General features: G+C 62.7%; 17 protein-coding genes and 1 other RNA gene (1 of these 18 running past the window's edge). 9 read left to right on the top strand and 9 right to left on the bottom strand.

All coding sequences use genetic code 11. From position 1 onward, the window contains the following. Window positions 1-231, top strand: a transfer-messenger RNA (tmRNA) gene (gene ssrA, locus GE027_RS05445); it begins 147 nt to the left of the window's first position. A gap of 165 nt (window positions 232-396) precedes the next feature. On the opposite strand, the gene GE027_RS05440 is transcribed toward ssrA, so the two are convergent. The 3 genes from GE027_RS05440 to GE027_RS05430 all read right to left on the bottom strand — a co-directional run bounded on the left by GE027_RS05440 (window position 397) and on the right by GE027_RS05430 (window position 4,061). Then, window positions 397-1,659 (bottom strand): M14-type cytosolic carboxypeptidase, encoded by a 1,263-nt coding sequence (locus tag GE027_RS05440; protein WP_162006588.1) that lies wholly within the window; start codon window positions 1,657-1,659, stop codon window positions 397-399. A gap of 320 nt (window positions 1,660-1,979) precedes the next feature. Further along, the gene (locus GE027_RS05435) at window positions 1,980-2,666 is read right to left on the bottom strand and encodes a lysophospholipid acyltransferase family protein (protein ID WP_153556168.1); all 687 of its coding nucleotides are present in this window, start codon (window positions 2,664-2,666) and stop codon (window positions 1,980-1,982) included. Window positions 2,667-2,792: 126 nt separating this feature from the next. Next, window positions 2,793-4,061: a DEAD/DEAH box helicase gene (locus tag GE027_RS05430; protein WP_237607301.1), complete on the bottom strand. Its 1,269-nt coding sequence runs from the start codon at window positions 4,059-4,061 to the stop codon at window positions 2,793-2,795. Window positions 4,062-4,686: 625 nt separating this feature from the next. On the opposite strand from GE027_RS05430, the gene GE027_RS23705 reads away from it, so the two are divergent. After that, a complete protein-coding gene (locus GE027_RS23705; protein ID WP_390621572.1) occupies window positions 4,687-4,896 on the top strand; it encodes a PhzF family phenazine biosynthesis protein in 210 nt (69 codons plus the stop codon). Here GE027_RS23705 and GE027_RS05420 read toward each other — a convergent pair. Together GE027_RS05420 and GE027_RS05415 are read right to left on the bottom strand one after the other, a co-directional pair. Next, complete coding sequence (locus GE027_RS05420) at window positions 4,816-5,325, bottom strand: DUF2750 domain-containing protein (RefSeq protein WP_153556166.1); 510 nt, start codon at window positions 5,323-5,325, stop codon at window positions 4,816-4,818. The two genes, GE027_RS23705 and GE027_RS05420, sit on opposite strands and share 81 nt — an antisense overlap. A 140-nt stretch (window positions 5,326-5,465) precedes the next feature. Continuing rightward, window positions 5,466-5,948: a DinB family protein gene (locus GE027_RS05415; RefSeq protein WP_153556165.1), complete on the bottom strand. Its 483-nt coding sequence runs from the start codon at window positions 5,946-5,948 to the stop codon at window positions 5,466-5,468. 91 nt (window positions 5,949-6,039) lie between these two features. Between GE027_RS05415 and GE027_RS05410 the strand changes: the two genes are divergently transcribed. Beyond that, complete coding sequence (locus GE027_RS05410; protein WP_153556164.1) at window positions 6,040-7,242, top strand: right-handed parallel beta-helix repeat-containing protein; 1,203 nt, start codon at window positions 6,040-6,042, stop codon at window positions 7,240-7,242. A 173-nt stretch (window positions 7,243-7,415) separates the two neighbouring features. On the opposite strand, the gene GE027_RS05405 is transcribed toward GE027_RS05410, so the two are convergent. Then, complete coding sequence (locus GE027_RS05405; RefSeq protein WP_153556163.1) at window positions 7,416-7,877, bottom strand: hypothetical protein; 462 nt, start codon at window positions 7,875-7,877, stop codon at window positions 7,416-7,418. Between the two features lie 57 nt (window positions 7,878-7,934). On the opposite strand from GE027_RS05405, the gene GE027_RS05400 reads away from it, so the two are divergent. The 6 genes from GE027_RS05400 (at window position 7,935) to GE027_RS05375 (ending at window position 15,489) form a co-directional block, all read left to right on the top strand. After that, window positions 7,935-8,165, top strand: a complete 231-nt coding sequence (locus GE027_RS05400) for a hypothetical protein (protein ID WP_153556162.1) — start codon at window positions 7,935-7,937, stop codon at window positions 8,163-8,165. A gap of 69 nt (window positions 8,166-8,234) precedes the next feature. Further along, window positions 8,235-9,581, top strand: a complete 1,347-nt coding sequence (locus GE027_RS05395) for a Gfo/Idh/MocA family protein (protein WP_153556161.1) — start codon at window positions 8,235-8,237, stop codon at window positions 9,579-9,581. Window positions 9,582-10,053: 472 nt separating this feature from the next. Further along, window positions 10,054-11,343, top strand: a complete 1,290-nt coding sequence (locus tag GE027_RS05390; RefSeq protein ID WP_153556160.1) for a glycosyl hydrolase family 28 protein — start codon at window positions 10,054-10,056, stop codon at window positions 11,341-11,343. 130 nt (window positions 11,344-11,473) lie between these two features. Then, the gene (locus GE027_RS05385; protein WP_153556159.1) at window positions 11,474-13,087 is read left to right on the top strand and encodes a DUF1549 domain-containing protein; all 1,614 of its coding nucleotides are present in this window, start codon (window positions 11,474-11,476) and stop codon (window positions 13,085-13,087) included. A 63-nt stretch (window positions 13,088-13,150) separates the two neighbouring features. Then, the gene (locus tag GE027_RS05380) at window positions 13,151-14,425 is read left to right on the top strand and encodes a DUF1501 domain-containing protein (protein ID WP_153556158.1); all 1,275 of its coding nucleotides are present in this window, start codon (window positions 13,151-13,153) and stop codon (window positions 14,423-14,425) included. Then, the gene (locus GE027_RS05375) at window positions 14,422-15,489 is read left to right on the top strand and encodes a WD40 repeat domain-containing protein (protein WP_153556157.1); all 1,068 of its coding nucleotides are present in this window, start codon (window positions 14,422-14,424) and stop codon (window positions 15,487-15,489) included. Before GE027_RS05380 ends, GE027_RS05375 begins: the two co-directional genes overlap by 4 nt. On the opposite strand, the gene GE027_RS05370 is transcribed toward GE027_RS05375, so the two are convergent. The 3 genes from GE027_RS05370 to GE027_RS05360 are packed head-to-tail and all read right to left on the bottom strand — an operon-like array spanning window position 15,486 to window position 22,860. Next, on the bottom strand, window positions 15,486-15,833 hold the full coding sequence (locus GE027_RS05370) for a zinc-binding dehydrogenase (RefSeq protein ID WP_153556156.1): 348 nt from the start codon (window positions 15,831-15,833) through the stop codon (window positions 15,486-15,488). The two genes, GE027_RS05375 and GE027_RS05370, sit on opposite strands and share 4 nt — an antisense overlap. Further along, window positions 15,830-17,548, bottom strand: a complete 1,719-nt coding sequence (locus GE027_RS05365; RefSeq protein ID WP_153556155.1) for an alpha/beta hydrolase — start codon at window positions 17,546-17,548, stop codon at window positions 15,830-15,832. The genes GE027_RS05370 and GE027_RS05365 overlap by 4 nt, the downstream gene beginning before the upstream one ends. A gap of 59 nt (window positions 17,549-17,607) precedes the next feature. Continuing rightward, a complete protein-coding gene (locus GE027_RS05360; RefSeq protein WP_153556154.1) occupies window positions 17,608-22,860 on the bottom strand; it encodes a neutral/alkaline non-lysosomal ceramidase N-terminal domain-containing protein in 5,253 nt (1,750 codons plus the stop codon). Between the last annotated feature and the right edge of the window lie 99 nt (window positions 22,861-22,959).

Raw genomic sequence — 22,959 nt, 5'->3', positions numbered from 1 at the left:
GAGGGTTGTCGGAGTCGTCCGAAAGCCAGTCACAATTCCGAATCGTCCGCTGTCATGCCTGACACGCAGTGGATTAAACAAAGTTTCGGGCTAGCCGCTTGCGTAGCCTGTTCTGCAGCGCCGCAAAACGCGAAAAGCTTCCCTCGAGGAGGCACAAACGCAGGACTAAGCATGTAGACGCGTGCGTGGACGTATCGCGGGACGCGGGTTCAATTCCCGCCGCCTCCACTCCCTGATCAAAAAGCCTGGCTTTCCCAACGAAAGCCAGGCTTTTTTCGTGCGCAGTGGCAAACAAACCCCGACACGGGGACAGGGCACACCTGTTTTCCGTAGCTAGCTGCTAGCGTAAATGTGTCGACAGGCACTGTCCCCGTTCATTCGTAGGCGCGAGCCTGGTTATTTCCCGGAACCTGCCTCTTCGGACGTCTCCTCGACGGTGGCCAGATAGCGAGCGACGGTTTGTGCGAGGCCTCGGCCGACGTGCATGTAACCTTGCGTCGTACTGTGGGGCGTGTTCCAAGCCGTTTCCAATGTCAGCGCAACGACGTCGTCGTCGCTATGGTCTGCCACCCAGTTGCGACTCATCCGTCCTCGTTCCTCGGCGGTCTTGATGTAGGAGGCGTACTGATAGGCGCGTTCCATGGCCAGCGGCTCGGTCATCGTCGCGACCGACAGGGTCAGAAACCGCTGATAGTTGCGTCGGCCCTGGGCGCTCATCGGCTCGTCTTTGTAAGGCCCGAAATAGAACGGCTGTTTTGAATTGGCACCTGGGTTGTGCAGATCGAGGAAAACGCGCAGCCGACCTGCCTCGGCCAGTTCGCCGATACGACGCTGCGCTGCGGCAACTTCGGGATAATGGGGCTGCTCCGCCCAGTCCCGGTTGTGATCGCGTGGAACCGCTTCCTTGCCGCCGGCGCCGAGTGCGACATTGTCGACGTCCATGATCGGGATGAAAACAATTTCGCTGTGCGCTCGCAGCCGCACGGCTTCGGGCGCGTCGCTGGCGACCCACTCTAAAAAGCCGCGACCGACCCAGGAACTTCCCGCTTCCCAAGCATGCTGACGCGCCTGCACCCACACGACATGCGGCGCTCCCGGCGTGCCGCAGCGGATGGCGGTCACCGCGCGGCCCTGCCGCGTCGTCGCCAACTCGAACCGCTCCGCTGCCGGCAGGTCCGCGGCCACCGCTTCCAGCAGGTCATCCGCATGCGATGGCAGGAAGGGCGGCCCCCAAGCCATCCAGAAGCGACTCGCGGGAGCCGTGATCGTGTAGGTGCCGCCGCGGCGGTCGATTTCCCCCGGCTCGGTCTGCTGCCAATGAACATCATCGGTGCTGATCGCAGCGCGTTGAGGCAGTGACCAGGCCGCCCCCAACCGTCGTCCTTCCCGGAATGACTGCGTGCTGGGGGTGATTCGCACCGTCAATTGTTGGCCGCGTTGTGCTCCATCGACACGAAAGTACCACCAACAGGGCCAGCCGCGTTGGTCATGATAGGCGGGGGCGATCTCCAGATAGCCCTCTGCGGCATTCAGTTCTCGAAGTTCGGCGGACCCGCCCGGGAAATCGCTACTGACCGTAAAGGCAACCGCCGTCTCCGCAAAGAGCCAGGTGATTACCAGCCCGACAAGAATCAGACGAAAAATGTTTTGTATGAACATTGTTGCTGTACCATTCAAGTGATTGTTTTGAACACAACTCGACTGCAGCACCGCCAACCCGAAGGCTCGGAGCCGAACACTAGCATTGGTGCCAGCATACACTTCCAACGAGGCGGGATGGTTGGAAGAAGAGGATCTGCCGGACGGCCCGGGAAGCTCGCTCGCAGCAGCCACGTACATGGCGAAATGTGGTAGGCCTCGAGGTGCCGTCAGCAGCCACGCACATGGCGAAACGAACGAGCGGGGACAGTGAACGACGCCCACTGTCAGCTAGCATGAGCCAATTGCATGCACTGTCCCCGTTCGAAGCTTTGCTGGGTTCAGCCCCTGTCCGGACGACGCTTGGGGCGGTCGCGGGCGATTTGGGCTTCCCCAGCGTCGTGCGTTTGCTCCAGTTCGTTCAGCGAGGATTCGATCCGCTTGCGGTACTGTTCGACGGTCTCCTCCTCCGTGGGCCAGAGCGGCTCGGCGAAGTAGGCGTCGATCCGGCAGAATGGCTGGGGGATCTGCAAGCGATCCCAAGCGCCGCGCAGGATCCACCTTCTTGACGGCACGGCGACCACATTAAGCACCGCCGCACCGGACTCTCGAGACAGCGCCGCAATCCCTTTGCGGACGCGATTGCGCGGTCCGCGCGGGCCATCCACCGCCAACAGCGCCGGGGCCCCGCTCTGGACATGCATGGTCAGCTCCGTGAGTGCCTTGCGCCCATTTTTACTCTGCTGCATGATTTGGCTGGAGCCGCGAATCGGCTTGATCCCGAGCAGCCAGAATCCAGGGATCAGCAATTGACCGTCGCCGGACTGGGAAACCATCGCCGCGGTGTTCTTTTCCCGATGGATCGCTGCACAGATTTGATGGGCATGCAAGATCGAGTAGACGTAGGGGGTGGCGGAGGCCCGCAAACGAGCTCGCGGATCCCCGTGCAGGGTAACGCGGCACGATGCCCGAAGGGCCAGCATGATCAGGCCCAAAGCCCAAGACTGTGCGGTGCGAATGAGTTGCAATAGATCTCCCCTTCCGTAGGAATCGATGACGCGTATTCCGTGGTATGCCCATCCTGGTACCGCTGCCCGCCGCGTCTTGAGTTGGCGCCCGTCGCACGGGCGCGGTAATTCGATGCTAACTGAGCATCACACGGTGACTCTGGCTCCGGACGCCCGGCGAGCTTTGTGGTTTCGTCCCGATTGCCGACGAGCTTGCGGTCCGCGTTTCGAGCTGCGGGATCGGGATGGACCGCCGCGGGAGGGCTTGCCAGCTCCTCGCTTTGCCGCCGTAGACGCATCGGACAACAAGGCCTTGCTCTCGGGGTTCTCGAGCGTCAACCGCTGGTCGATGAGTTTCTCGATGGCTCGTAACTCATCACGCTCTTCCGCCGTGCAGAAGGACACCGCAATTCCTTTTTCGCCAGCACGTCCGGTCCGTCCGATCCGATGAACGTAACTCTCGGGTTCGACCGGCATGTCATAGTTGACCACATGGGTGACGCCATCGATATCGATTCCGCGAGCGGCGACGTCGGTGGCCACGAGGACGGTGACCCGCTGCTGACGAAACGCCTCGAGTGCTTTCTGCCGAGCGTTCTGCGTCTTGTTTCCGTGGATGGCGGCGGCGGCGATGCCCAAACGGTCAAGCTTTTTCGTCAACGCGTTGGCGCCGTGCTTGGTGCGAGTGAACACAATGGTTCGCTCGACGCCGTCCCGGCCGAGCACGTCTTGGAGCGTTTTGAGTTTGTCGGCTCGCTGGACAACTCGCACCGTCTGCTCGATCCCTTCGACGCTGCTCGACTCGGGAGTCACGTCGATCGAAACGGCGTTGAACAAGAGCTTTGCGGCCAGCTTCCGAATCTTCGGCGCCAGGGTGGCGGAGAAGAACAGGGATTGGCGGTCACGAGGCAGGGCAGCGATAATTTTTTCCAGGGCGGGCCAGAAGCCCATGTCGAGCATCCGGTCCGCTTCGTCCAGCACGAAGATCTCCACGCCCCCGAGGTCGACATGCCCCTGATTCATCAGGTCCAGCAGGCGACCAGGCGTCGCGATCAGCACGTCGACGCCTTGACGCAATGCTTCAACCTGCCCCTGTTGGCCGACGCCTCCGTACACCAACGCTTGGCGAACTCGCATGTGGCGCCCGTAGCTACGAAAGCTCTCACCGATCTGGATTGCCAGTTCGCGGGTGGGAGCCAGGATGAGTGTGGTGGGCTGCTTGGAGATCCGCGATGGCTTGTCGTGGCCGAGGTAATCGAGAATGGGAATCGCAAACGCGGCGGTCTTGCCTGTGCCGGTCTGAGCGCAACCCAGGATGTCCTGGCCGGCGATGGCCGGCGGGATGGTCTGCGCCTGGATCGGCGTGGGACGCTGGTAGTCTTGATCCGCGAGGGCGTTGCGGACGAGGGGGAACAAATCTAAGGAGTCGAAGGTGTCCAAGTACTTTACTTTCTATGTTGTATGGTTCAGATCCGAACCCGATGTCCGGTGCGGCACGCGAGGCGACCGCTCGTGAACATCATTGCCAGGTTCGGCGATGGAGCGCACAAAAGGCGCATGCCGTCGTTGCCGGCAACCGATGCCGACCGAGGCGTTCTGGACCAATAAGAAAGTCTCAGAAAAGATGCGTTGTCCCACAACGCGAGCCGCATTTCAGAACGGTCAAAGGGACCGATAAGTCAGCAGCAGACGGTGAAAAGGATTCACCAGGGCGAGAAACTGAGAACCTCACTCAGGGATTATTCTCGGCGATTGGACCACGCGAGATTCGCATCAGCGTCTTATTCAATCCAATCGTTGTCGCATGCAGTGGCACAAAGCCACTTGCTTACGCTTAAACAGCCTACAACCCCCACGCCGAAAAGCCAATGCCAAACCAACGGAATCTGCATATCGAAGAGCGAAGGGGATGGCTGAGCGGCCTGTTAGGCCCTGTCTGCGTTCCTTTCGTCTCCGTCCATTTCTGTAGAATCACCGGAGAGCGCGAACCGCCCAGGTGGAGTCAGGGGCACTATCAGAAAATCACCGGGGATGGGTTGCTATGCAGGGAAGAGTTGCGATGCCGGGAGTTCGTTGCTTCCAGATCGACGCCTTTACGGACCGCCCGTTTGCTGGCAATCCCGCCGCCGTTTGCTTGCTCGAAGAGGAGTCGGACGGTGTACGGCAATGCTTATTCGTATCCTTCAAGCGCTTCGATCAGGTCATCGCTGAACCTCAACGGGTCCACAATCATGCCCGCGTCGGAGGGTAGCGGAAAAACGGCGATCTTTCGCTGGTCGGCAGCTAGGCCGGGCAACCATCTCTCGCGCCACTCGCTCAACCCAATGGGTTTGGGCACACGATCAGCCCAGTCGTCGACGCAGCAAGCTTCCGCAAACGCCTTGGCCGGCCAAATGGGACACGCTTCGCCTCCGCGATCATCCCCCAGCAATGCCCAACCTGAATCCTCACTAGCAACGCTCCACACTTCCTCCCAGTCAGCCACCTTGTTGACCAGGTACTCATAGCGTTCGGGAGCAGACAGCGCCCAGACCGAGGCTACCTCGTTTGGGTTAGCGTCATAACTCATTAAAGGTTTCTCCGTCGGCACTGCCATGCTTTCTGAGGCAAACCGTTCGGCAGGCCGTGGATCAAGCCGAGGCAAAGAAAAACCATAAAGCAGGTTGTTCGCCACATTCACTTTCCCTTTTCCGCTGCGTGCAAAAACAATACGAATCGATACAGGGGTCGCCGCGCCCCTGCTCAAAGACCATCCACCTACTCCCTTTCCTTTACAAACTGCTTCAGGAACTGCTTCAGGAACTGCTTCATGTATCGCGGCTATTCATCGGACCAAGCTCCGAGCGCTCGCCGCAGGACAATCATCTGACCGATGTGGTAGGCGTTGTGATCGGCGACGAGCAAGGCCTCTCGCAGGATGGTGTGCCCCTCCTGGCCGTGCGGGATCGGGGCGAACAGGTCGGTGGCAGGGTCGCGAACGAGATCTTGCATCGCTTGCAGGTCATTCCGGAACGCCGCGACGCTCGCGTCCCACGCTGCTTCCGAAGGCGGAGCGTCGGTTTCTGGCCATAGGCCGTCCGGGAAATCCGGCGACACATGCGCGGCGTTGCGACTGTATTCGAGAATATCCCACTGGCAAATCCGCAAATGTTCCAGCAACCGCCACGGCGTATGCGGAATTCCGGCAGGCTTGGCACCGCGGAGGTCCTTTGGCAATCCTTCGATCGCTTGGTCGAAATCGGCATGGGCGCCACGCCCTCGCAGGAGAAACAGCACGTGTTCTCGAAGTTGTTCGGTGTTCATCGCGTCTTCCGTTCCTGAGTTCGTCTGCTAGGCGGCAGAGCACCCACTATACTGTGCCCACGGCATTATCCCTCTTCCATTCGACGCTGCCATGTCCCTGTTTCGCCTGATGCCCCGGTTGTCTTTGCTGCCCACCCTTGCTGCAACGTTCGTCGTCGCTGTCGCGGCGGCGGCTTCGGCGGCGACGGTGGACGTTTCGGATCGCGCGGAACTGGTGGCCGCCGTCGCAGCGGTTCGGCCGGGGACGACGATCCGCATCGCTCCGGGTGAGTACCGCGGCGGGCTGGCCTTCGGCAACTTGCAGGGCACCGCGGCTGAAAAAATCGTGCTGACTGCGGCCGACCCCGAGCGTCCGCCCGAGTTCGTCGGCGGCACCTCCGGCATGCAGCTGAGTGCCCCGGCGCACCTCGAACTTCGCAATCTGGTATTCCGGGCAGCCAGCGGCAACGGATTGAATATCGACGACGGCGGCCAGCGACGCCAGACGGCGCATCACCTTACGCTGCGAAACCTGCGGATCGAGGACGTCGGCCCGCAAGGCAATCGCGACGGAATCAAGCTGTCCGGCGTGGCCGATTTCAAGGTCATCGACTGTACGATCCGGCGCTGGGGCGACGCGGGTTCGGCGATCGATATGGTAGGTTGTCATCGCGGTCTAATCGCCGGATGCGTGTTTCGCTTTCGCAGCGACGTTCCTGCCAACGGCGTGCAGACCAAGGGCGGCAGTGCGAACATCGCGGTCCGCCGCTGTCGTTTCGAACATGCTGGCAATCGAGCACTGAACATTGGTGGCAGCACCGGGCGAGCTTACTTTCGGCCGCGAGACGCAAACTACGAAGCTCGAGAGATTTTGGTCGAGGACTGCACGATCATCGGAGCCCAAGCGGCCATCGCCTTCGTGGGAGTCGATGGAGCGGTGGTTCGACACAATACGATCTATCGCCCGCAGCGATGGGTTTTTCGGATCCTGCAAGAATCGCGAGGCGAACCGTTTGTCGCTTGTCGCGAGGGCGTGTTTGCTGACAACCTGATCGTCAATCGCCAAGACGAGCTCCGCTCGATCGCCAACATCGGTCCCGGCACCGCGCCGGAAACATTTCGGTTCGCGCGGAACCATTGGTACTGCATCGACGACCCCACGAGCAGCGCCCCGCAAGGCTTGCCGGTCGCCGAACAGGACGGTCGCTACGGCGTGCGTCCCCGGTTTGTCGATGCCGCCAGAGGTGACTTGCGGACCACCGCTTCGGCCGAGCGCCAAGCAGGGGTTCGTCCCGAAACAACCGCGAAGCCTTGAGCGTTCCTTCGTGGCGACACGTGAAGCCACAGCCTGTTTAGCCCTACGGGGTTAGCGCCCTGTCGATTTATTCGAAAACGCCTTGTCTATGTGAGCCGTTTGGACGAACGCTCCGGTTTTGCGATGACGAAACCGAAGCTATCGCCTAAACGGCTCACTAGATCGACAGGCCGCTAGGGTCGAAGCGCGTGGGAATGCGGCGGAGCGATGCGTAGCGGTTCGGGTTCCCGATAAAACAGCCGACCGACCCGCTGTTTGGCGCGAAAGCTGGGGTCGTCCATCAGATCAGGTGCTCGGAAACTGCCCGTGGCGTAGGGATCGTAAACCAAACCGAATTGATATCCGGTCGTACCCCGAGGATATCCCGCCGGTACAGGTTGCGACAGGCCGCCAGACGATCGGTAGCCACCGGCAAACGGTTGTCCATGGCGGTAGGGATGAACGTGGTGGTGCCGGTAGGCAGAATGATGGGGATACGCAGCGTGGTGCCGGTAGGCCGAGTGATGCCGATAGGCCGAATGGTGCGGATGGACGGCATGCGGCCGGTACTCTCCGGGCGTGTGATAGCCTTGAGCTTGAAGACGCGGGCCGGCGACGACGACCAGTAGAGATAGGGCAAGCAACAAACGAGACACGGCAACCTCTCCCCAAGTAGCAACAGAGAACCTCTGCACTAATCTAGCTTGGAAAACATGGACGAAGCCACGGAACAAGAAATTGCGGCCCTGCTGCAATCCGGCAAGAAACTGGCGGCCGTCAAACGCTACCGCGAGGCGACCGGTGCCAGTTTGTCAGCATCCAAGGAAGCCGTCGAACGCATGGCCCAGCGTCAGGGCCAGCCGGTCGCCTCACGAATCGGCTGTCTGGGAGTGGTTGTGGCGGTCGTCGTCGCCCTGCAAGCCATCGCCGTCTCGCTGGTCTAATTCGCCCTATAATGGCGGCCCTGCCTGGTCCTTCCTCCCACCTCCCCCTCGTTGATAGGCACCCTGACGATGAGCTTTACTCCCAATCGCCGCAACTTCCTGCAAGCTGCCGGTGCGGCGACGTCGACGTTTATGATTCTGAAATCCGGCTCCGCGCGCACCTATGCGGCCAACGAGAAATTGAACATCGCGTCGATCGGGGCGGGCGGCCGAGCGGCCGGAGACATTCAAGCGGTGGCTTCGGAAAACATCGTGGCCCTGTGTGACGTGGATCAAAACCGTGCGGCCGCGATGTTCAACAAGTTTCCGCAGGCCAAGCGATTCAAAGACTATCGAGTGATGCTCGAGGAACTGGAACCGCAGATCGATGCGGTCATCGTCGGCACCCCGGACCACCATCACTTCCCGGCCTCGATGGCAGCCATCCGGCGGGGCAAACACGTGTACTGCGAAAAACCTCTGACCCATTCGGTCTGGGAAGCTCGCCAGTTGACCGAGGCGGCGCGCGCTGCCGGCGTGGCCACGCAGATGGGCAACCAAGCCCAAGCGGCTGAGGAAACGCGTGTGGTCCAGGAGTTCGTCATGGACAACGCGGTCGGACAAATTCGCGAAGCCCATGTTTGGACGGACCGGCCGCTGCGAGGGTTGTCCGATGTGTATTGGCCGCAAGGGGTGAAACGCCCCACGGAGCGGCCACCGGTACCGGATTCCCTGGCGTGGGACCTGTGGCTGGGGCCGGCACCGGAGCGACCCTATCACCCGGATTACGTCCCGTTTCGCTGGCGAGGCTGGTGGGACTTCGGCACCGGAGCGCTCGGCGATATCGCTTGCCATTACTTCGACCCGGTGTTCCGAGCCCTTCAGTTGGGCGCGCCGGACAGCGTGGAAGCGGTGTCGACGCAGGTCAATGACGAGACCTACCCGCTGGGATCGATGATCACGTTTCATTTCCCAGCTCGTGGCGACAAAGCGGCTTTGAAACTGGTGTGGTACGACGGGGGTCTGCGTCCGCAGCGTCCACGCTCCCTGCCCGATGGCGAGGTCCTGGGCCCCAACGGGATCATGCTGGTGGGCGAAGACGATGCCGTGCTGATGTCCGACTGGAATCATTGGCGAATGTATCCCGAACAACGAGCCAAGGACTACGGCACACCGCCCCAGAAACTGACTCGTTCGCCAGGCCATCACGCCGAATGGATCCAAGCGTGCAAAGGCGGACCGGCCGGGGGTTCCAACTTCGACATCGCCGGCCCGATGACCGAAGCGATTCTGTTGGGCAACGTCGCTCTGCGATCGCAGCTTCGCGAGCCGTTGACGCGGGCACCGCTGTACTGGGATGCCGAGAAGTTTGCCTTCACCAACCACGCTGCAGCCAATCAATTCCTCCGCCGGGAATACCGCGACGGCTGGGTCTAGTCGCGGTCACGGTTCGCGCAAGCGGTCAAGTCTATTGCGGCAACCGCGGATCGTACTCCAGCAGTTCGGTCCGCGAACAAAACGGTGCCGCCGGCAGTTCCTTGGCCACGGCTGCGACGGTCATGGCCATATTGGTCGGCAAAGATACCGGCCAGCCGCACCGCTGCGCTCGCCTGGAGAAGGAAAAGGCTTGGCAATTGCGCGCAGGCGGGGGGAGGTGGTGCGGGGCGAGGTTTTGACTAAGCACGTCGCAACATTTCATTCGGCTTTACTCTCCCTCTGGGAGAGTCGGGCTCTTAGGCCCGGAGAGGGTTTCTGTAAGGCCCTCCCCGGGCCTAAGAGCCCGACCCTCCCGCTGCGCGGGAGGGTGTTGTCGCGGGGTTTCACCGAAAGATTTATGCTGACGTGCTTAGCATGCTCAGGTTGTGATTACCGCGTCGTCTGCATCCCTTTCTTTTTGATGGTTTGATTCGTGCCCGCTATCGATGGTTCTCGCGTTTGGTTTCTCGTCCGCACCGGCTTCCTCGTCCTGTGCTGCGGTGGGTTGTTACTCGGTGGGTTTGCTCAGGCCCAGATCACCCCCAATCAGTTCGAAGGCAGCGATGTGGAGCGCATCAATCAGGCGATCGCCACCGCCGCAAAGACGGGTCAGCCGGTCGTGGTGCCGCGGATCAATCGGACGGCCGATGGGGAACGCGAGATCTGGATGCTCGATTCGGCCATCCTGGTCCGCAGCAACACGTATCTGGAACTGCAAAACTGCCATTTAAAACTGTCCGACACCGCTCGCGACAACCTGATCCGCAGCGCAAACTGTGGGATGGGCATCACCGATATTCAACCGCTGAACAATATCACGATCATCGGAACCGGTCGAGTCACGCTCGAAGGCGCCGACAATCCGCGCAGCACCGGCGACAGTGCCAAAGTCTTGGGGCAGCGGACCTACGGCACCGACGCCGGCGTCGCCGGAACCAGCCAGACCGGCGACTGGCGAAACATCGGGATCTTGATGGCCTACGTCGACCACTTCCGACTGGAAAATCTGTTCCTCAAGGACGCGCACTCCTGGGCGATCTCGCTGGAACGTTGTGCCCACGGGGTCATTCGCGACATCGAATTCGCCGCCGAAGAAGGCAAGCTGGTGAACGGCAAACGGGAAGTCTTCCTGAACCAGGATGGTCTGGACCTCCGCCAGGGCTGCCACGACATCGAGATCACGAACATCTCCGGACACACCGGCGACGACCTGATCGCCTTGACCAACATCGTCAACGACACCAAGACCGCCGGCAGTCCGGATTACATCATGGTCAGCCGGCCGAACAATCGCGGCGATGGTCTGGACGACATCCGCGCGATCACGATCCGAAACGTTCGCGGCTATACCGCCGGTGGCCATCACATCGTGCGGCTGTTGAATGCCAGCGGCCTGAAGATTCACGACGTCATCCTCGACGGGCTGATCGATACATCGAGCGGTCGGCCGGCCAAAGCGGCGGTCCGCATCGGCGACGCCAATCCCGCGTGGGGCGGGGTGACGCCGCTGGGCGATACCCGGCGGATCCTCATCAACAACGTCATCAGCCGCGCTCGCCACAGCATCCTGATCGCCGGCTCGCTGGTCGATTCGTCGATCACCAACGTGATCCATTACGGCGCGGCAGCCGACCCGGTAGGCAATCCCTCGGGCCCCGAACACCTCCGCAACGTCACGTTTGAAAACGTCCGCAACGTGAAGGTTCCATCGCCGGCGGAGTGAGCGCGAACCAAGGCACCGCCCCAAAGTTCCCACGGCGGCCGCTGGATGGGGTATAGTGGACCCCTGCGCCGCCTTTCCGCCGCCGCGTGCCTTCCTGCCACTCCCGCCCCATCCACCCCCAACCGTTGTGATGCGAGTCGATCACACGCTCTGGACGCTGCTGGCCGTCAGCCTGATGACGGCCCTGTGCGGCTCGCTGGCCGCGGCCCCACCGCTGCATCAACAGATCGATGCCTTGATCGAAGCTCAGGAGGGTTACGTTCCGGACGCGGCAGCGCAGACCGACGACGCCGCGTTTCTGCGCCGCGTCTATCTCGACCTCGGCGGCTGCCTTCCCAGTGGCGAAGCGTTACACGAATTCCTCGGCGACACAACGGAGAACAAACGCGCCCAGGTGATCGACCGGCTGCTGGCCTCCGAACAACACGCCACGCGGATGCAGTACGTGCTGGATGAATTGCTGATGGAACGCCGCGCGGACAAGCACGTTCCCGCCGTGGATTGGCAAACGTATCTGCGGCAGTCGGTCCTGGACAACAAGCCGTGGAACGTGCTGGTTCGCGAGATCCTCTCGGCCGACGGCAGCGAACCGAAGACACGGCCGGCCGCCAAGTTCCTGCTCGATCGCGACCTGCGACGCGAGGATGTCACCCGTGACCTGGGTCGCATCTTTCTCGGCCGGGACCTGCAGTGTGCACAGTGCCACGACCACCCAACCGTCGACGACTACCTCCAGCGACATTATTTTGGTCTGACCGCTTTTCTCTCACGAAGCTATCTGTTCAAAGATCCGAAAAGCGGCAAAACGTCGATCGGCGAGAAGGCCGAAGGGGACGTGGAGTTCACGTCGGTCTTCACCAGCGAAACGGACGCCACGCCGCCGCGGATGTTGGACCTGCCGCCGCTGGACGATCCGTCGCCGGCCGAGGAGCTTTACAAGACCAAACCGGCCAAGGACGCCCGTGCGATTCCCACCTACAGCCGACGCCTGCGGCTGGCCGAGGCGATGATCGATGACGCCAACGGCGCGTTTCGCCGCAACATCGCCAACCGCCTGTGGGCCTTGATGATGGGCCGCGGCCTGGTCGAACCGCTGGACATGATGCATCCACAAAATCCCCCGACGCACCCGGAGGTATTGGATCTGTTGGCCGAGGCGTTACTGGACAACGACTACGATCTGCGGTACCTGCTGCGGGAATTGGCGTTGACGCGCACCTATCAGCGGAGCAGCCAAGCCAGTGAGGGATCGCCTGCGGACACAGCCAGCTATTCGGTAGCGCGATTAAAACCGCTGTCGGCCGAACAGTTGGCGATCGCGATGATGCAGGCGACCGGCGTCGTCGACCCGACCGCCCCGCTGGACGAAGCGGCCCAAAAATCCGTCGCCACGTTTGCCAAGATGTTCGGTTCCGCCGGCCAGAGCACACGATTCGATGCCGCGGCCGAGCAGGTGCTGTTCTTGCGCAATAGTCCGCTGATCCAATCCTGGTTGAAAACCGAAGACGGCTTGGTCGCAGACCTAAATGCCCTAAAAGACCTAAAAGACCTAAAAGACCTAAAAGACCTGGAGACGCCCGAGCTGGCCGAGACGTTTTATCTGCGTGTGTACTCTCGACTGCCACTTCCCGAAGAATCTCGCCGCATCGCCGAGTACTTGAACGCCGCCTCCGACCGCCGGCTTGCCATCGAACAATTGACCTGGGCCAGTCTGGTGTCCAGCGAGTTTCGCTTTAACCACTGAACCGCGCGTGTTGGTCATTCAACCGCGCCGGTGATTCATTCATCCGCACGAGGGAGCAATCCGGTGAGACGCAACCGAGGCTGCAGTCCAGTGGAACACGTCCTGGCGCGACGACGGTTTCTGGCCGGCGCCGCCACTGCCGCATTGGCCACAGGTCACACTCCGAGGGCGGAGGCCGCGCCGTTGATGCAGGCCGATCGGCTGCGGCAATCCGGCAAGCGGATCCTGCAGATTTTTCTGCAAGGCGGCGTCAGTCAATTGGAATCGTGGGACCCCAAGCCGGGCACGCGATATGGTGGACCGTTTCGGGCGATTCCGACCTCGGTGCCGGGCATGCATATCTCGGAGCTGCTGCCGCACACGGCCCGCCGGATGCATCATCTGTCGATCGTGCGCAGCATCAACAGCAAGATCAACGATCACCGGCAGGGCATGTTGTATATGGAACGGGGGCGTCCGGCCGGCGACTTTCCCTATCTGGGATCGGTGGCATCGAAGTACCTGGCCGGTCCCGAGGCGACGCTGCCTGGATACATCCACATCACCACTCGCGGCTTGAACGATCAAACGGCCGCGTTTCTGGGTGCCCAGCATGCCGAATTGACCCTCCGCGGCGTCCAACCCCCGGACAATCTGCAGCTGCCCGGCCAGCTGGATCCGGAACTGGACGCCCAGCGGGAGAGTCTGCGGCGGCAGTTTGACGAGCCGTTCGCGCGGCGCCGCAGCAACGCCGAACTGGCCAACTACGACGCAGCTTTCAAGCAGGCCGAATTGCTGATGGCTCGCAAGAAGATCTTCGCCGGTGAAGCTTCCCCGCGAGACCTGGAGCGTTACGGCACGCACGACTTTGCCAAGTACTGTCTGTTGGCTCGCACGTTGCTGGAAAACGGTGCCACGTGCGTCAAGGTCACGCATCACGGTTACGACTCCCACGCCGAGAATTTCAACTTTCATCTTGAACAGTTGGAAGAGTTCGACAAACCGTTTTCGATGCTGTTGGATGACCTGCACGACCGCGGGATGCTGGACAGTACGCTGGTATTGATCTGTTCGGAGTTCGGCCGCACCCCCAAGATCAACACCAAGTACGGCCGCGATCACTGGGGAACCGCCTGGTCCACGGTGCTGGGCGGCTGCGGGGTGCAGCCCGGTGCGATCATCGGTGCCACCAACGCCGAGGGCACCGAGGTGGCGGATCGTGAAGTCGATTCGGGGCATCTGTTTCACACTTACCTGCGGGCCGTGGGTTTGGATACCTATGCCGAACACGACTTGCCCGGCCGCTCCATCCCGATCGGCGATCCGGCGGCGGAAGAAATCGGAGAGCTGCTATCATGAATCCTGCCGAAACGAAAACGGAACCGGTCGCCGCGAGCGTCGATCCTGTGCACACGCACGTCGTCGCGGAATACAAACACCAGCGGCCCTTGACCACGTTGGCCTGCGATCCGGCAGGCCGCTTGCTCGCCGCCGGTGCCGAGGATTTGAACGTCCAGCTGTGGGACCTGCAGTCCGACCGCCAGCGGACGCTCGAGGGGCACGACAGCTGGGTGCGCTCGGTGCGGTTTTCCGCGGATGGTTCGCGGCTGTACACAGCGTGCTGGGGCGGCGTTCTGAAAGCGTGGGACTTGACCGCCGACCAGCCGCAGGTGTTGTACAGCGTCCAAGCCCATCAGGGCTCCGCTCGTTGGGTCGGCGTCAGTCCCGACGGACGCTGGTTGGTGACCTGCGGCAACGACCTACTGGTCAAGATCTGGGACGCCGGTGACGGTTCGTTGCGTCAGGTCTTTGCGGGACACGCACGCCACGTCTACGGGGCACAGTTTCATCCCACCGCACCGCTGCTGGTGTCGCAGGACCTGGTCGGCGGCGTGAAGCTGTGGAACTACCTGACCGGCCAGCCCGAGCACACATTCGTCGCGGACATGATGACCGGTTATGACAAAAAGTTTGCGGCCGACATGGGCGGCAGCCGCGACCTGCAGTTCGATCCCGACGGCACGGCTTGGGCCAGTGCGGGGATCACCAAATTGACCAACGGATTCGCCGGCGACCAGGATCCGCTGATCGTGTTGTTCGATTGGCAAACCTGCAAACCGCTGCGCCGGTTCCATGCCGCCAAGAATTTCAAAGGCATCGCTTGGGGCGTGCGGTTCCATCGGAGCGGATTTGTGATCGGCGCCGGCGCCCACAAAAACGGCAAGGGTGCGTTGTGGTTTTACAACCGCCAGCAAGACGAGCCGTTCCACACTGTCGCGACGCCGCGTGCCGCTCGCGGGCTGGACCTGATCGGCGAGGATCGTTTCGCCGTGGCCCACGCCGACGGCACCGCCAGCGTTTATCAGATGACCGAGCCCGAAGCCGAGCCCCAGACCGAGCCCCAGACCGAGACTGAGGGCTAGAGGCTGATGACCACCTTTCCACGGGCGTGGCGGGTTTCGGTTTTCTCCAAGGCCTCCACGGCGCGTTCGAACGGATAGACCTGTTCCAGTTCCACGCGAATCGCGCCCGCGGCCACTTTCTTCGCCACCCCTGCCAGCGCCGCATCCACCTCGGGCCCTACGAAGACCTGTTGGACCTTGATTTGTCGCTGCGGGGTGACTTGGTCGCCCGAGACGGTCACTAGGCAACCGCCGTCGCGAACCACGCGCTGGCAATCGTCGCCGGTTTGCGGTTGGATCGCCAACGTGCCGATCGCACCGCAAGCACCTGCCATAAAGACGGTGCCGCCAGCAGAAACACTCACAGGGCCAGCGCAACGTTCGGCGACCGTTCCTCGCGCAGCGAGTTGTCAGATTGAACCAGCGAGGGTCCCGCGGACCCTTGTTGGCGAAGGAACAGAGCTTTCAAGCGAGCCGTCTTGGTTTCGTCCCAATCCGGCGGCTGGGTAACCGCAAGCCAGGCGTCGATATAGGCGTTGGCCGCATAGTTGTGCCCATAGCCCGCCGGGACGGAAGTGGCCATCGGCAGATCGAAAGCGATCTGCAGGAACGTGATGATCGGGTACCAACGGAGCAGTGGCGAGACGTCGGGGCCGCGCTGCCCGGACAACCACTCGGGCTGCTGCCAGGCCAAACTGGGCGAGAACCAAACCATCGGGTCGCTGGCGTGCTGGATATAAACGACGCGGATGGAACCCCACGGCGCTCCGTCGCCCAGCGCGTTGGTCTGGGTGGTGAACCGGACGTTGCGACCGTCTCCGATGCCGGGCTGCCAGGGCGTGGTGCCGGGGTTGCGGTTGGCGACCAACTGCTGCCACTGTTGGCTGGGAAACGGAGTGCCGCTGTAGACGGCGCCGTGGATCGGATCCTCCAGGATCGTATACCACGGCGCGGAGGCTTCGCCGCCGAAGGCCCCGAGGCTTAACCCCTGCAGGTACAGCCGAGGGCGGCGATCGCGAGCCAGCGTTTTCCAGTGCTCATAGACCGCCTGAAACAGCGCTTCGGCCGACTGCCGGGAACGCTGCGGATCGACCAGAATCGTGAGCCAACTGGGCAGGTAGGAATACTGCATCGACACGATCGCGGTGTCTCCGCCGTGCAAATATTCCAGCGTGTCGACGGCCGAAGGGTCCAGCCAGCCGGTTCCGGTGGGCGTCGCCACCACCAACACGGATCGCTCGAATCCACCGACGCGGATCAGTTCTTCCAGCGCCGCGGCGGCGCGTTGGTCGTAGCTGTCGGCCGAATTCAGTCCGGCGTAGACGCGGACCGGGGACATCGCCGGACGTTTCCAAAACCGTGCGATCTCCGTTTGCGTGGGACCGGCCACGAGAAAACTCTTGCCTTGCTTGCCCACCTCGTCCCAGGCGATGACCGAAGCCGGGTCGCCGATTCCAGCCGGCAGTTTCGCGATGTCGAAGTCTTCGTCAAACGTCTGGTCGATCCGAGCAAACACCTGGTCTGTGGTCGCCAGCAGACGACTCATCAACACATCGTTGGTCAATGTCATCACCGCAAAACAGACCACGACAAAGCCCAGGGTGCGGGCCACGCGGCGAGGCAGCCAGCGCGACAGTTTGTCACCGACGAACAGATTCAGCCAAATAAAGGCGCGCGTCAACAGGACCAGAACGCCGCCCACCACCAGGGCCACCAAGACCATGCGAAACGGGTACGCCGTCTCCAGTTCCGGCATCTCCATACGGCTCCGGATCGAGTTCTGCCAGACGGTGATCCGCCATAGGAAGCCGACAAAGACGAAGACCAGTACCACACCGATCGCGAACTTGGCGCGCAGCTGGGCGCCGCCGGGGACCTCGGGCAACTGGTAGAACCGGTAGATCCAATACAGCAACACGCCGATTCCATAACCGACCGCCAGGGCGAACCCCGACAAGGCCCCCTGCGTCCACGGCGTCCGCGGCAACAACGAGGGCGTCACAGAGACGGCGAAGAACAGAATCGCGATGACCAAGCCGACGAAGGAGAAGGAATTCCATACGTTTCTCAACCGTTCCATCTTGGTCTCGTCAAATGCGAAAAGGACTAGCTGCGGTGCGTTTCGCCGCAGTAAACCACTCACCGCAGCACTTGGGCCGCCAACCGCCGGACGTCGTCGCTCGGGTGCGTCTTCAGAGCGCGACGGTCCTCCGGACGGAACCACGCGGCCAGCGCGTCGCCCGCTTCGACCGCCCGCAACAGCCGCAGCGCCCGCAGTTCGGTGCGTCGCAATCCGGCGATGGCCAGCTGGCGGTTGCGCTGGGTCAATTTCGCAAGGCTAGCCAGCAGAGCGTCACCGGCTTCGGCGGCCGGCATATCGGCCAGGCCGCTGACCGCGCCCATCTGCAGGTCGGCATCGTCTGAATCGAGGTAAGCAACCAGCTTTGTGCCATAGGATGACCACGGCGCCAAGGCGATCATTCGCAGCGCGTCGTAGCGGGTGCCCGAAGCCACGCGGACATCGTCCGCCATCGCGGCGGCCTCGGTCACGGCATGGTTCCAGCGGGCCGGCAGATCCCCGCTGCCCGCGACCAGTCGCTGGATCCGGTCCAGCGGCCAATCGCCGGCTTGGCTGATCCCGTTGATCAGCCCGCCACCGATGACGACGCTCTGCCAATCGGCCAGGGGCTGGCCGGTGGCCGGAAGCGACGCATCGAGCAAACTTAATATCTCCTCGGATTGATTCCGTTTACCGGCGGCGATGGCCACCCGCCAGATCCAGGGGATGCGGCGGTACTCTTCTTCGGAATCGCCCGCGGGCAGGTCCACCGTCAGGGCTTCGATCAGGTCGGCGGCGGGCAGCCGAGTCGTCTGAATCATTTCCACCCGCGTTTCGGTCGAAGCTTCGGGGTCCAGGAGCTGGCGCGCCCACTGACGCGCCGGCGAACCGGCACCCTGCAGGTAGGCAATGATGTTGGCCAGTTGCTGTTTATCGATCTGTTTCTCCAGTCCTTCCGGCATCGCGGACTGGCCGCTGGGCGTCAGTTCTTCCAGCTGGTTTCGCAGCAGCACGTGCTGCTTTCCGCCTTGTTCCAACAGCGTGATGCTGGTGGCGGTTTCGGTGGCCAGTTGGCCGGACACCAAGCGGCCGTCATCGGTCAGGGCGGTGTAGCGTTGGTAGCGGGCGTCGACGTCGCGATTGGGATTCAGAATCGCGGTCAAGAGAAACGGGGTCGCGCGCGAAGTCAAACCGCCCAGGTCGGGTCCCACCTCGTGGCCGACACCGTCGTACTTATGGCACACGCTGCAGTGCTTGATGAACGCCTGTTGGCCGGCCTGCGGGTCGGTGGGCAGATGGGCAACGTCCTGCCACTGCCGGACCAACGCGGCCCGGTCCTGTTGTTGGGGGTCGACCAACAGACCTGCCACCTCCTCACGCCGAGCCGGGCTTTGCCGTTCGATGAATGCTTGTCGATGGTCGCTGGCGATATCCACCGGGCGAATCACGCCTTCGGTCAAGGCTTCCAAGACCACGGCGTTCCAGGCCGGCGCGGTGACCAGCGATTCGATGATCGCGGTGCGAACCTGCGGGGTGGCAAAATCCAAGCGGTCCAGCAGGGCCGCCGCGTCGGCCGGTCCGCCCCGCCGCTTGAGCGCCGCGATCGCCCACAGCTGACGCTCTTTGGCGATCGGCAGATCGATCCACCGGGCCAGCGCGCGGCTGGTCGCGGCCGGGGAAAGCGTATCGCCGGAGGCAGCCGTGTGGGGTGTCTCCGCAGGGTCGCTCGAGTCTGCGGGACCGCTCGGGTCCGCGGTGTCGCTCGAATCCGTGGGGTCGCTCGAGTCCGCGGTGTCGTTCAGGAGGGCCTGCGTGGCCGGACCGCGCCCGCGGCCGAGCAGGGCGAACGCCGCCTGCAACGATCGATCGTCGGACGATGTGTCGGTGACGATGCGGTAGGCGTGTCGTCGAAGCGAGGCGATTCGCAGATGGTCGTCGGGGGTCAACCTTACCGCTGCGGCCGCGGAGGAGCTGCGGTCGCCGGAGGCGGGGACCAAACGGAGCTGTCCCTCGCGAACTCGCCGGTCCAGCCCATCGAGCCACTCGGCCACATACCGCAATCGCCACGGCTGGGCCGCCGAGTGCTGGCCAGCCAACAGCCCATCCAGGACTTGCCGCACCGTGGCGGCCGTTCCTGTTCCGGCGGCCGTAGCCAGCACTTCGTTGCCGATCTGATCACGCAGCGAAGCGTCGTCGAGCACGATCTGGGCAACCGCTCCGACGTTCTCGGGCGTCAGCGAACTGAGGGCCGCCGCCCGCAGGTAGGCATCGGTATCTTTGGTGGCCAGCCGCGCCAGCACCGGCGCGGCTGGCTCCGGCGGAAGGTGGGCCAGCGCGTAGGCGGCTTGCCGGCGCACCGGATAGGCCGGGTCGGCGGCGAGCTTCAGGATCGCTCGCTGCAGGGCCGGCTGATCCAGCAGTGGTTCGGACCAGCGGACCGCATGCTGGCGAACGTGGGCAGAGGGGTCTTCCAAAGCGATACCCAACCGTTCCGCGGTCAACAGATCCAGTCCCGCCAGTACGCTCAGCGCGTGAATGCGGGCTGCCGGATGCGTGCCGGTTTGAACCAGTTCGTGCAACGTCTCCTTCGCTTCCACCGCACTCTGCCAGAGCAACATCTGGTGGGCGAGATCGCGAACGATGCCGTTGGGCGAATCGAGTTGTTGGGCTAACTGCGCCGGTTCCAGCGAATCCAAATCCAGCGGCGATCGGCGTGGCTCCGCGGTCTTGTCGGCCGGCACGACCCGGTAGATACGGCCTCGATCCTGACCGGCAAACACGTCCAACTGGGCCAACGTCTCGTCGGGGATCCACTTGGGATGCTCGATCACATAACGGTACATGTCGACAACCCACAGGCCGCCGTCCGGCCCGGTGCGGACCTGCACGGGACGAAACCACTGGTCGCTGGAACGAAGGAACTCGCTTTCCTGTTGCTCCTCGGCACGATGGCCGACGATGTGAGCCCCCTGGCGGGAGAGCACTTGGCGGTAGACCAATTGGTTGACCGGTTCGCAGGTAAAGGCATTGCCCGAATACCCTTCGCCCAGCAGCCGGTCACGATAGACGCCGACCCCGCAGGCCGCGGTGGCTTTGCCCGGAGCCCCGGACAACCGAAACAGCACCAGATTGTCCAGCGGATACAGCTTGCCCGCTTCGGGGCCTCGCGGGACCGAGACCAGCGACGGCGGAGGCGCGACGAACGGGTTTCGTCCGGCATAGGTGTCGTCGACCGGAAAGTGCGTCAGCAGCTGGCTGTTGGAACACCCGAACCAGTTTCCCCAGTCGTCGCGGCAACGTCCCTGTTGGCTTCGGCCCGTGACCGGTTCGATGATGCCTTGATCGGGCCGGATGCGAAAGTCACGTCCGGAAACATCCACGGTTTGGCCTTTTGCGTTGGTGATCTCGCCACCGAACAGGCCGCCCGAACCGTACAACCAATTGTCCAGCCCCCAGCGCAAACTGTTAACGCGGGCTTGGCCGTTGTGCGTGGCGAAGCCGGTGAACAGGATCTCGCGGCTGTCCTCGACCCCGTCGCCGTCGGTGTCTCGAGAGAAATAAATGTGCGGGGCATCACAGATCAACGCTCCGTCGCGCCACACTTTGACGCCGGTCGGATAACGCAGCCCCGCAGCGAAGACGCGGGCGGTTTCGAAGTGTCCGTCGCCGTCTCGATCGTCCAGCACCCGCACTTCGCCGCGGGGAACGAACTCCTCTTCGATGCCGTGGCCGTAGTCGCTCATCTGCACCACCCACAGGTCACCCTTGGGGCCGAAGTCGATGGCCACCGGATCGGAGATCTGCGGTTCCGAAGCGACCAGCCGTACCTCCAGTCCCGGCGCGGCTTGCATTTTCTGGAGCGAATCCTCCGGGGCCAAGGGCACCGTGCCGCCGGTCTTTGAAGCATCGTGGGACTTCGAGCCATCGCTTTTGTCTTGATGAAACGCCTCCGGCACCAAACGGTGAACCGCCGAGACGATCTTGTCTTCCAGCCCGCCGGCCAGACGCGTGGGCAAGGCAAAATAAGGGATCTCCGCTCCGCCTCCGTAGCCGCCTTCGCGAAGCAGACGCTCCGAAGGAATATAGGCGCCGAAGTCCTGGCTGTAGCCGTGCATCCAGATCCGCGATCCATCCAGTTCGCCGCGCAGCCGGATCGCATAATCCACACACACCTCGCCGGCCAGAAAAACCATGCACAGCTGGTCGCCGAACGAGCAGACGTGAATCGGATAGTCGAGGGCGGTGGGCAGCGAGTGGCCGGCATCCAGCCGCGCCAGTTGGGTTTGGGCATTGTAGCCGGCCGCTCCGCCAGCCTCGGCCATCGCTTGGTACTCGGCCCGGCTGGGCAGCGTCTCAAACGGCAACTGCAACTGGGTGTGGGCGGCCCGCACGGGGCCGGACAGCGGCTGGAGATCCGTGGTGCGAATCAATCGTGCGACCTCGTCGGCGATCTGCATGCCCTGTCGTCTGGCGACTTGAACCTTGTCTCCGGTCACGCCGCTGTCGGGGTTTTGGTCCGAACCACAACCGATCGAAACCATGGCCACGGCATCGGGAAAGTAACGCTCGATCCCATTGGCCGCGTACCCCGCCCAGTCGCCATCGATCTGATTGTGCGAGAGCGTTACACAGTGACAGGCGTAGGTCGTGTAGAGCGCCAGGATGTCGTCGGGTGATTCCGCGCTCCGCACGATCAAGCAGGGCAGGGAATGGTCGACCGGCCCGCCTGCGGTGCGGCGATTCTTGGCAAAGCCCACCTCGCCCACACCCCAGTGCAGCGTTGCCGGACGCAGGTTCCCGAGGGCCTGCTGCACGACGGCGACCAGGTGCTCGGTCAACTCCGCGGTATAGCGGTCGATGGCCTGTTGGTCGGCCTCGGGAATCGGTTCGGCAAAGATATTGTCCGAGGCGCCGTTGACCTTCGGGGCGCTATGGGTGTGCGTGAAGGTGACGATCAGATTGTCGGGCAACAGGTCGGTGGTCGCCGCCACCCGCCGGGCGACCTGCTGGACCATCGGGTACCGAATCCCCAGGTTGTCCAGCGTCACGATGACGACCGGCGACTCCGCCTCGTCGGCCTCGATCGCCAGAGCTCGCGTCCAGATCGGTTGCGAAACGCCTTCGGAGGGCGTTTCCCGCATCCCGAATCCATTCAGGCGGACCGGGTACTCGGGCGTGATGTCTCGCTTAGCCACGCCCACGCGATAGGTTTGCCCTTCGCTCTGCTCGGCGGCGAAAGACCGAGGGGGAATGAGACAGGCCAACGCCAGGACCAGTGCGGCGTTTAGAAAAAGTTGGTACCGGCGAAACAACTGTGGTGCGAAAAAGGACATATCCAGCGACCGTAGGCGAGATGAAGAGGGAGGGGCAGAGGAGGGCCGTCGGCAGTCGCGAGTTTGCCGATTCCCGTAACAGATTAACAGCTGAGCCCA

This window comes from Roseimaritima sediminicola, from assembly GCF_009618275.1.
Classification (GTDB): domain Bacteria; phylum Planctomycetota; class Planctomycetia; order Pirellulales; family Pirellulaceae; genus Roseimaritima; species Roseimaritima sediminicola.
Note: the sequence above shows the minus strand (reverse complement) of the source record. Positions and strands in the feature narration are given on the sequence as shown.

Bases quoted from the DNA above. Each gene is read 5' to 3' on its own strand.
- GE027_RS05440 (WP_162006588.1), bottom strand. From the start codon at position 1,659: ATGTTCATACAAAACATTTTTCGTCTGATTCTTGTCGGGCTGGTAATC.
- GE027_RS23705 (WP_390621572.1), top strand. From the start codon at position 4,687: ATGCAGGGAAGAGTTGCGATGCCGGGAGTTCGTTGCTTCCAGATCGAC.
- GE027_RS05415 (WP_153556165.1), bottom strand. From the start codon at position 5,948: ATGAACACCGAACAACTTCGAGAACACGTGCTGTTTCTCCTGCGAGGG.
- GE027_RS05410 (WP_153556164.1), top strand. From the start codon at position 6,040: ATGTCCCTGTTTCGCCTGATGCCCCGGTTGTCTTTGCTGCCCACCCTT.
- GE027_RS05400 (WP_153556162.1), top strand. From the start codon at position 7,935: ATGGACGAAGCCACGGAACAAGAAATTGCGGCCCTGCTGCAATCCGGC.
- GE027_RS05395 (WP_153556161.1), top strand. From the start codon at position 8,235: ATGAGCTTTACTCCCAATCGCCGCAACTTCCTGCAAGCTGCCGGTGCG.
- GE027_RS05385 (WP_153556159.1), top strand. From the start codon at position 11,474: ATGCGAGTCGATCACACGCTCTGGACGCTGCTGGCCGTCAGCCTGATG.
- GE027_RS05375 (WP_153556157.1), top strand. From the start codon at position 14,422: ATGAATCCTGCCGAAACGAAAACGGAACCGGTCGCCGCGAGCGTCGAT.
- GE027_RS05365 (WP_153556155.1), bottom strand. From the start codon at position 17,548: ATGGAACGGTTGAGAAACGTATGGAATTCCTTCTCCTTCGTCGGCTTG.
- GE027_RS05360 (WP_153556154.1), bottom strand. From the start codon at position 22,860: ATGTCCTTTTTCGCACCACAGTTGTTTCGCCGGTACCAACTTTTTCTA.